A 9,054-nucleotide genomic window follows, 5' to 3' on the forward strand; every position below is an offset into this window, starting at 1 on the left:
CTTCCGGCGGGCCGTTCTCGTTCCGGCGTCCGCCGGGGCGACAGCACGGGGCAAATCGGCTACAACTCCCACGCCCCCCAGTCGGAACCGACGATGTCCGTGCCCAACGATGAAGCGCTCCGGCTCCTGGCCGAGCAGGTCGGCGAGCGCCTGAGGCGAGGCCGAGACCATCTGGTCACGGCGGAAAGCTGCACGGGTGGCTGGATCGCCAAGTGCGTCACCGACATCGCCGGTTCGTCGGACTGGTTCGACTGCGGCATGGCCGCCTACAGCTACGAAGCCAAGCAGGCCCTGCTGGGCGTGCGCCCGCAGACGCTGGAAACGCACGGCGCGGTCAGTCGCGAGACGGTGATCGAGATGGTGTCGGGCGCGCTGGTGAATTCCGGCGCCAGCGTCGCCGTCGCCGTCACCGGGATCGCCGGACCGGGGGGCGGCAGTCCCGACAAGCCGGTGGGCACGGTGTGGATCGGTTGGAAGCGGCGCGGAGGCTATGCGCGGGCGGAGGTCTTCCAGTTCGGCGGCGATCGCGAGGCGGTACGCCGGCAGACGGTCGAGCACGCGCTGAAGGGGCTCGAGAGCCTGTGAGATGAAGTCCGGGCGGGAACTGACCCGCTCAGGGCAGTTGCCAGTCGGTCGAGTTAGTAGTATTACTACTAACCATGGACCTGACCGATACCCAGCACGCCATCCTCGCCCTGATCGCCGAACGGCTCGACGCCGAGGGCATGCCGCCGTCGCAGGCCGAGATCGCCAAGGCCTTCGGCTTCAAGGGCGTTCGCGCCGCGCAATACCACCTGGAGGCCCTGGAGCAGGCGGGGGCCATCGAGCGCGTCCCCGGCCGGGCCCGCGGCATCCGGCTGCTGAAGGCGCCTCCTTCCACGCAGCCCGACCTGGCATTCCCGTCCGCCAACGACGACGGACTGCGCATCCCGGTGCTGGGTCAGGTGGCCGCCGGTGCACCGATCGGTGCGGATGCGGGCCATCACGATTACGTGTTGCTGGATCGCGCCTTTTTCGCGCCTGCGCCGGATTACCTGTTGAAGGTGAAGGGCGACTCCATGCGAGACGAAGGGATTTTCGATGGCGACCTGATCGGCGTGCACCGCACGCGCGACGCGCGCTCCGGGCAGATCGTCGTGGCCCGGGTCGACGACGCCATCACCGTCAAGCTGCTGAAGATCGGCAAGGACCGCATCCGCCTGCTGCCACGCAACCCCGACTATGCACCGATCGAGGTCCAGCCCGACCAGGACTTCGCTATCGAAGGCCTGTACTGCGGACTGGTGAGGCCGAACCGGTGACGCCTCGACAAGCCGCCGACGCCGGCGGGCGGCATTTTCCGATGCCTGGATGCGGCACGTACCGATCCCCACGGGTCGCATCGACGAATAATTTCGCTCTTCACCGTCCTGTCGCAGCCTGTGCGATGGACGCTCCCCACACTGACCGCACCTGACCACATCGACTAGGACCACGACAATGGACGAGAACAAGAAGCGCGCCCTTTCCGCCGCACTAACCCAGATCGAGCGCCAGTTCGGCAAGGGCTCGGTGATGCGCATGGGAGACCGGGTCATCGAGCCTGTCGAGATCATTCCCACCGGTTCGCTGATGCTGGACATCGCGCTGGGCATCGGAGGCCTGCCGCGTGGCCGCGTCGTGGAAATCTATGGTCCTGAATCCTCGGGCAAGACCACGCTGACCCTGCAGGCCATCGCGCAGTGCCAGAAGCAGGGCGGCACCGCCGCCTTCATCGACGCCGAGCATGCGCTCGATCCGATCTATGCCGCCAAGCTGGGCGTGAACGTGGACGACCTGCTGCTGTCGCAGCCGGATACCGGCGAGCAGGCACTGGAGATCGCCGACATGCTGGTCCGTTCGGGCTCGATCGACATCGTCGTCATCGACTCGGTGGCGGCGCTGACGCCGAAGGCCGAAATCGAAGGCGAGATGGGCGACCAGCTGCCGGGCCTGCAGGCCCGGCTGATGAGCCAGGCGCTGCGGAAGCTGACCGGCAACATCAAGCGTTCCAACACCACCGTGATCTTCATCAACCAGTTGCGCATGAAGATCGGCGTGATGATGCCCGGCCAGAGTCCGGAAACCACCACGGGTGGCAATGCGCTGAAGTTCTATGCCTCCGTGCGCCTGGACATCCGCCGTATCGGTGCGATCAAGAAGGGCGATGAGATCATCGGCAACCAGACCAAGATCAAGGTGGTCAAGAACAAGCTGGCGCCTCCGTTCAAGCAGGTCGTCACCGAGATCCTGTACGGCGAAGGTATCAGTCGCGAGGGCGAGCTGATCGACATGGGCGTGGAAGCCAAGCTGGTCGAAAAGGCGGGTGCGTGGTACAGCTACGGCAGCGAACGCATCGGCCAGGGCAAGGACAATTCCCGCACCTTCCTGCGCGAGAACCCGGCGATCGCCGCAAAGCTGGAAGCCGAACTGCGCGAGAAGTTCCAGCCGGCCGAAGCGCCGCGTGACGAAAAAGCCGAAGACGACGGCGAGTAAGACCGGGACAGTGCGCGATGTCGGATGAGGGCGGGCAGGCGGGGCCACGGGCGGGACGCCGTCGCAAGCCCGCCGAACAGACGCCTTTGCAGCGCGCGCTTGGCCTGCTGACCCGGCGCGAGCATTCCCGCCGGGAATTGTCCCGGAAGCTGGTGTCCCGAGGGGTTGAGGCGGCCGATGTGCGATCGGCCGTGGACCGGCTCGCGGAAGAGGGTTGGCAGAGCGACACGCGCTTTGCCGAGGCCCTTGTCCGCAGTCGGGCGTCGGGTGGCTATGGTCCGTTGCGCATCAAAGCCGAGCTGTCCACCCACGGGCTGGACCGCGACGCGGTGGCGGCGGCCATGGCGACCTTCGATGGCGACTGGACCGAAACGGCGTGCGACCTCGTCCGTCGCCGTTTCGGTCCAGCCCGCCGGATCGATCCGGCGCAGGCCCGCAAGATCGCGGATTTCCTGATCCGGCGCGGTTTCGACGCGGGGGCGGTCCGGGCCGCCACCCGGATGGACCCGGAGGACTGGGGCGGGGTGGCCTGATAATCTAGCGCATTGGGTTGCTTCTCCCGGCCGCATCCGCATCTAGGTGGATGGAGCGGCGCAATGGAGCGCCTTCCAGCCAATGCCTGCCAGATGACCACTTCCAAGACCCTCAGCACCCGCCAGATCCGCCAGGATTTCCTCGATTTCTTCGCCGGCAAGGGCCACACCATCGTGCCCTCGGCCTCGCTGGTGCCCGGCAACGATCCCACGCTGCTGTTCACCAATTCCGGCATGGTGCAGTTCAAGGACGTGTTCCTGGGCGCGGAGAAGCGCAGCTACGTGCGGGCGGCCGACGTGCAGCGCTGCCTGCGCGCAGGCGGCAAGCACAACGATCTGGATTCGGTCGGCTATACCGCGCGCCATCACACCTTCTTCGAAATGCTGGGTAACTGGTCCTTCGGCGATTACTTCAAGAAGGAGGCCATTGGCTGGGCCTGGGAGCTGTTGACCGAGGTCTGGAAGCTGCCGAAGGAGCGTCTGCTCGTCACCGTGTACCACACCGACGACGAGGCCTACGACCTCTGGCACGACATGATCGGTCTGCCTGCCGAACGTATCGTCCGCATCGGCGACAACAAGGGCGCGCCGTACGCCTCGGACAATTTCTGGCAGATGGCCGATACCGGTCCCTGCGGGCCGTGCACGGAGATCTTCTACGATCACGGCGACCATATCGCCGGTGGTCCGCCGGGCTCGCCCGACGAGGACGGCGACCGCTATATCGAGATCTGGAACAACGTCTTCATGCAGTTCGACCGCCAACCGGACGGCACGCTGGTGCCGCTGCCGGCGCCGTGCGTCGATACCGGCATGGGTCTGGAGCGTCTTGCGGCGGTGCTCCAGCACGTCCATACGAACTACGAAATCGATCTGTTCCAAGCGCTGATCCGCAAGGCGTCCGAGCTGACCGGCACGGCCGACCTCGAGAACAAGTCGCTGCGCGTGATCGCGGACCACATCCGCGCCTGCAGCTTCCTGATCGTCGATGGTGTGCTGCCGTCCAACGAAGGCAGGGGCTACGTGCTGCGCCGGATCATCCGTCGCGCGCTGCGCCACGGCTGGATGCTGGGCGTGCGCCAGCCGTTCTTCCACAGGATGGTCGGCACGCTGTCGGAACTGATGGGCGAAGCCTATCCGGAGTTGCCGGCGGCCCGCGAACTGGTCGAACGCGCGCTCAAGGCCGAGGAGGAACGTTTCGCGGAAACGCTGGACTCCGGCATGCGCATCTTCGATGACGTCGCCGCGCGCGTGACGGATGGCGTTATTCCGGGTGCCGACGCGTTCCGGCTGTACGATACCTACGGTTTTCCGGTCGATCTCACCGCCGACATCGCGCGTGAGCGCGGGCTCACGGTGGACATGGCCGGTTTCGAGGCCTCGATGGAGCAGCAGCGCGAGACGGCCCGCGCCGCAGGCAAGTTCACCTCCACCACCGGTCTGCCTGCCGACTTGGTCGCGCAACTCTCGCCGACCGTGTTCCTCGGCTACGACCAGCTCGATGCCGGCGGTCTGCAGGTTGTCGCGCTGCTGAAGGACGGTCGTCCCGTGCCATCCGTCCAGGCGGGTGACGAGGCGGTGGTCATCCTGGACCGCACGCCGTTCTATGCGGAGTCCGGCGGCCAGGTGGGCGATACGGGCGTGCTGGCCGAGCAGGGCGTCGAGTTCGATGTCGCCGACACGCTGAAGTTCGCGGGGCAGTTCCATGGTCATGTCGGCCGCGTGGCCAAGGGCACGCTGAAACGGGGCGATCATGTAGTCGCCTCGGTGGATGCCGCGCGTCGCGCCAGCACCATCCTCAATCACTCCGCCACCCATCTGCTGCATGCGGCACTGCGCGAGGTGCTGGGTACGCACGTCCAGCAGAAGGGCTCGCTGGTCGCGCCGGATCGCCTGCGTTTCGACTTCTCTCACTTCCAGCCGATGACGGCGGACGAACTGGCGGAGATCGAGCGGCGCGTCAATGCGCAGATCCGCGCGAACAATGCCGCCGAAGTGCACAACATGGGCATGCAGGAGGCGCTGGACTTCGGTGCCATGGCCTTGTTCGGCGAGAAGTACGGCGAAAACGTCCGTGTACTGAAGATGGGCGATTACTCCACCGAACTCTGCGGCGGGACCCATGTCGGCCGTACCGGTGACATCGGTCTGTTCAAGCTGGTCGGCGAGAGTGGCGTGTCCGCGGGCGTCCGGCGTATCGAGGCGGTGACCGGACAGGGCGCCCTGGATTACGTGGCCGACGAGGAGCGTCGGTTGTCCGAGGCGGCCGGCCTGCTGGGCGGCAATACCGGCGATGTGGTCGATAAGATCAGGGCGTTGACCGACCGGCAGAAGAAGCTGGAGCGCGAGCTCGAGGCGCTGAAGGCCAAAGCGGCGTCCAGCGCCACGTCGGACTTGGGCAGTGCGGCGGTGGACGTTGGCGGCATCCGGGTGCTCGCGTCGCGTCTGGAAGGGTTCGACGGCAAGGCCCTGCGCGATGCGATGGATCGCCTGAAGCAGCAACTGGGGGACGCGGTGATCGTGCTGGCCGGAACCTCGGAGGGCAAGGCCGCCCTGGTCGCGGGCGTGAACGGCGCTGCAACCGGCCGGGTCAAGGCGGGGGAACTCCTCTCACATATTGCCAGTCAGATCGGCGGCAAGGGCGGTGGTCGCCCGGACCTCGCCCAGGGTGGTGGTGAGGACGGGCCCGCCCTTGCGACCGCCCTGCAGGGCGTTCCCGACTGGGTCCAGCAGCGTCTCGGTTGAACCCGTATTGGACCAGGCGGTGCTTGCGGCCGTGTGCCTCCGGCCGCTAACATGCTTTAGGTTCATGAATGTACCAGGAAGCCGCAGGCTCTTTTCACGGAGCCAGCGCGCCCCCGGCACTATCCTTTGCCGGCTTACGGAGAAGAAACATGTTGATCTTGACCCGCCGTGTCGGCGAAACCCTGATGATCGGCGATTCGGTCACGGTGACCGTGCTTGGCGTCAAAGGCAACCAAGTGCGTATCGGCATCACCGCGCCCAAGGATGTGGCCGTGCATCGCGAAGAAATCTACCAGCGCATCCAGCGCGGCGAAGAGATCTCATCGCAACCGACGTCCGAGAACATCACGTCCGAGTGATTTTGTTTGCCGCCTGCCCGGCGAGCCGCTATCCTATGCGGCCGCTGCGGCGGGACTGTTGTAGCGAGCGACAAACCGGAGTGATGCCCGAGCGGCTGAAGGGGCTCCCCTGCTAAGGGAGTATAGGGTCAAAAGCCTTATCGAGGGTTCGAATCCCTCTCACTCCGCCAGTTTGTAGCGGCGTATCTCGCGTCCATCAGGATGCGATACGCGGGAGCAAAGTGTCAGCGTTGTTGCGGGGGAGTTTTTCGCAGCGAAGCGTCTCCGTAAGCGTGCTCTACGGCGCCACGGAAAGGAAAAACGTAGAAAAAAGATTGACGGGCGGAAAACGCTTCACGCATAATTCCGCTCCTCACGCGCCCGTAGCTCAGCTGGATAGAGTACCTGGCTACGAACCAGGCGGTCGGGAGTTCGAATCTCTCCGGGCGCGCCATTACGACGAAAAGAGCCAGCGGCCATCCGCTGGCTCTTTTCGTTTGCGTGTTCGCTACAGACGGGCATGCGAACGGTTTGGCCTGTTTCGGTTGCTGCGCGCGTGATGTAGGACAGTCGCGCCTGCAGGCGCTTGTGGCCCGCACATGTCCTACGTCTCTGCACGTCCGATGGCTTACGGTCGCCGACCTGCGGTGAGCACCCTGGCGTCGGTGTTCCCGCAGGGGTTCGGCAGCGGGCGCTTCGACCACAGCGTTGCGGATCATGTCCTGGTCGCGGTGTTCGCGCTCGACGATTGGCGGGCGTGGACGACTGAGGCCTTCGCCCTTATCGATGCGCGCGAACTGATGCGGGTAAGGCGTCAGCGTCGGGATGCGCATCAGGACAGCCTGGCGCTCGCCTATGCGTTGCATCGCCTTTTTCTCTCGCACGCGTTGCGGGTGCCGCTGGCACGCGTACCGCTGGCGCGCGATTCGCGCGGGCGGCCGGTGCTTGAGGGCATGGCCGCCGATACCAGCCTGAGCCATGCGGATGGTCATGTCGCGGTGGCGGTGAGTCTGCATGGTCCCGTCGGCGTGGACATCGAGCCTGCCCATCGCGCGGGCGTCATGCCGGAGATCGCCGGGCGGATCTGTCATGGCGACGAACTCGCGCGCTTCGCAGGGCTGCGCGACGCGCAGCGGGCGGCTGGACTGCTCGATCTCTGGGTACGGAAAGAAGCCTATCTGAAGGCCGCCGGCGTGGGGCTGGAGCGCGAGATGGATACGTTCGCGTTGCCCGAGGGCGAGGCGCAGGCGCTGCACCCTGGCGACGCCGTGCGGGTGGGAACGGATCTGCTGTCGCTCGGTCCCGACATCGTCTGTGCCGTGGCGAAGGCGCCCGAGGTCGCCTGCAGGGCCGGACGGTTGCGTCCGGTGCTGGCGGGTGGCGTGCCGTAGCGCCGGCGCGCGATGTCCGGATATGTCACGTTTTGCGTTCTTGGAGGGAGAGGGGCACCAGGGCCGGGTGCTTGCTCACGCGCGCAGGTCGCGTGATGGGGTGCAGCCGGGCTCGGCGTACATACGGGGGAAGTCATGAAATCCACACATGCCAGCCAGAAGTCCAGGGCGATCCGCTTCCTGTGGCTGCTGGAGGTGGTGATCATCGTGATCGCGGTGCTGGGGTCGGCGTGGCTCCGTTTCCTGAACGATCAGGAGACCCATCTGGAATTCGTCGAACATGCGCCGGCGCGCGCCCTGCTGGTGGCGATGAGCCTGACCGGCGCCATGGCGGCATTCGGGCTTTACCAAGTGCACATGCGGCACAGTCGCATGGATTTCTTCCTGCGTTTCCTCATGTCGTTCGTGCTCGGCGGCATCGCGCTGGTCGTGCTGTATTACATCGTGCCGCAGGCCTACATCGGGCGTGGCGTGCTGGCCCTCTCGCTGGCCTTGTCGGCGGCAGGCATCGTCGCCGTGCGCATGCTGTCGGTCAGCCTGTTCAGGACCGACGTACTGAAGCAACGCATCCTGGTGCTCGGTGCCGGCAACAATGCCGACCTGATCAACAGCCGCATGCGGCGCAAGGCGGACCGGCGCAGCTTCGTCGTCACCGGTTTCGTGCCCGTGGCGGGCCAGCCCGTGGTGGTAAGGGAGGACCTGCTGGTGACGCCCGAGGGGACGCTGGCGGACCTGGTTGAAGAGCTGCAGATCGACGAACTGGTGATCGCGCCGGACGAGCGGCGTGGCGGTCTGCCGATGGAGGACATGCTGCAATGCGTGCAGCACGGCGTGAACGTGATCGACCTGTCGACGTTCTTCGAGCGCGAAGCGGGCATGGTGCAGTTGAACATCGTCGATCCGTCGTGGCTGGTGTTCTCCGGCGGCTTCGACTATTCCACGCCGCGGCGGCTCAGCAAGCGCTTCTTCGATCTGATGGCCGCGGGCGCGTTGCTGCTGTTCGCCTGGCCCCTGATGCTGTTGACGGCATTGGCGGTATGGCTGGAATCCGGCGGCCCGATCCTCTACAGCCAGATCCGTGTCGGCGAACGCGGCAACCACTTCAAGCTGACCAAGTTCCGCAGCATGCGGACGGACGCGGAGAAGGGCGGCGTCGCGGTGTGGGCGAGCAAGGACGACGACCGGACGACGCGCGTGGGCCGCTTCATCCGCAAGACGCGCCTCGACGAACTGCCGCAGCTGTTCGCGGTGCTGCGCGGCGACATGAGCTTCGTGGGGCCGCGGCCGGAACGTCCGCAGTTCGTCGACATGCTCAACGACGAAGTGCGCTACTACCGGGTCCGCCATTGCGTGAAGCCGGGCCTGACCGGATGGGCGCAGCTGCGCTATCCGTACGGGGCGTCGGTGAAGGACGCGGAAGAGAAGCTGAAGTTCGATCTCTTCTACGTCAAGAACCACGGTCTGGTCTTCGACATGATGATCCTGCTGCAGACCGTCGAAGTGGTGCTGTTCGGTCGCGGCGCGCGCTGAGCA

General features: G+C 65.8%; 8 protein-coding genes and 2 tRNA genes. All 10 read left to right on the plus strand.

The features are described from left to right. Positions 1-93 precede the first annotated feature (93 nt). The 10 genes from AC1Q5B_RS15990 to AC1Q5B_RS16035 all read left to right on the plus strand — a co-directional run bounded on the left by AC1Q5B_RS15990 (position 94) and on the right by AC1Q5B_RS16035 (position 9,051). Positions 94-585, plus strand: coding sequence for a CinA family protein (locus AC1Q5B_RS15990; protein ID WP_492632481.1), 492 nt, complete (start codon positions 94-96; stop codon positions 583-585). A gap of 74 nt (positions 586-659) precedes the next feature. Beyond that, positions 660-1,301, plus strand: coding sequence for a transcriptional repressor LexA (gene lexA, locus AC1Q5B_RS15995; protein WP_492632482.1), 642 nt, complete (start codon positions 660-662; stop codon positions 1,299-1,301). A 178-nt stretch (positions 1,302-1,479) separates the two neighbouring features. Beyond that, entirely contained in the window at positions 1,480-2,514 is a 1,035-nt protein-coding gene (recA, locus tag AC1Q5B_RS16000; RefSeq protein ID WP_492632483.1) for a recombinase RecA, read from the plus strand. A gap of 17 nt (positions 2,515-2,531) precedes the next feature. Beyond that, a complete protein-coding gene (recX, locus tag AC1Q5B_RS16005) occupies positions 2,532-3,047 on the plus strand; it encodes a recombination regulator RecX (RefSeq protein ID WP_492632484.1) in 516 nt (171 codons plus the stop codon). 93 nt (positions 3,048-3,140) lie between these two features. Further along, positions 3,141-5,792, plus strand: coding sequence for an alanine--tRNA ligase (alaS, locus tag AC1Q5B_RS16010; RefSeq protein WP_492632811.1), 2,652 nt, complete (start codon positions 3,141-3,143; stop codon positions 5,790-5,792). 149 nt (positions 5,793-5,941) lie between these two features. Then, positions 5,942-6,151: a carbon storage regulator CsrA gene (gene csrA, locus AC1Q5B_RS16015; RefSeq protein ID WP_492632485.1), complete on the plus strand. Its 210-nt coding sequence runs from the start codon at positions 5,942-5,944 to the stop codon at positions 6,149-6,151. 77 nt (positions 6,152-6,228) lie between these two features. Beyond that, positions 6,229-6,321: transfer RNA gene (locus tag AC1Q5B_RS16020), tRNA-Ser, on the plus strand. Between the two features lie 186 nt (positions 6,322-6,507). Further along, a tRNA-Arg gene (locus AC1Q5B_RS16025) sits at positions 6,508-6,584 on the plus strand. A 193-nt stretch (positions 6,585-6,777) separates the two neighbouring features. Then, positions 6,778-7,521: a 4'-phosphopantetheinyl transferase family protein gene (locus AC1Q5B_RS16030; protein WP_492632486.1), complete on the plus strand. Its 744-nt coding sequence runs from the start codon at positions 6,778-6,780 to the stop codon at positions 7,519-7,521. Between the two features lie 135 nt (positions 7,522-7,656). Then, entirely contained in the window at positions 7,657-9,051 is a 1,395-nt protein-coding gene (locus AC1Q5B_RS16035) for a TIGR03013 family XrtA/PEP-CTERM system glycosyltransferase (protein ID WP_492632487.1), read from the plus strand. Positions 9,052-9,054 lie beyond the last annotated feature (3 nt).

The sequence above is a fragment of the Pseudoxanthomonas sp. GW835-FHT14C01 genome (genome assembly GCF_058793715.1).

Excerpts from the sequence above, each read along its gene's own strand:
- AC1Q5B_RS15990 (WP_492632481.1), top strand. The coding sequence starts at position 94 with ATGTCCGTGCCCAACGATGAAGCGCTCCGGCTCCTGGCCGAGCAGGTC.
- lexA (WP_492632482.1), top strand. The coding sequence starts at position 660 with ATGGACCTGACCGATACCCAGCACGCCATCCTCGCCCTGATCGCCGAA.
- recA (WP_492632483.1), top strand. The coding sequence starts at position 1,480 with ATGGACGAGAACAAGAAGCGCGCCCTTTCCGCCGCACTAACCCAGATC.
- recX (WP_492632484.1), top strand. The coding sequence starts at position 2,532 with ATGTCGGATGAGGGCGGGCAGGCGGGGCCACGGGCGGGACGCCGTCGC.
- alaS (WP_492632811.1), top strand. The coding sequence starts at position 3,141 with ATGACCACTTCCAAGACCCTCAGCACCCGCCAGATCCGCCAGGATTTC.
- csrA (WP_492632485.1), top strand. The coding sequence starts at position 5,942 with ATGTTGATCTTGACCCGCCGTGTCGGCGAAACCCTGATGATCGGCGAT.
- AC1Q5B_RS16035 (WP_492632487.1), top strand. The coding sequence starts at position 7,657 with ATGAAATCCACACATGCCAGCCAGAAGTCCAGGGCGATCCGCTTCCTG.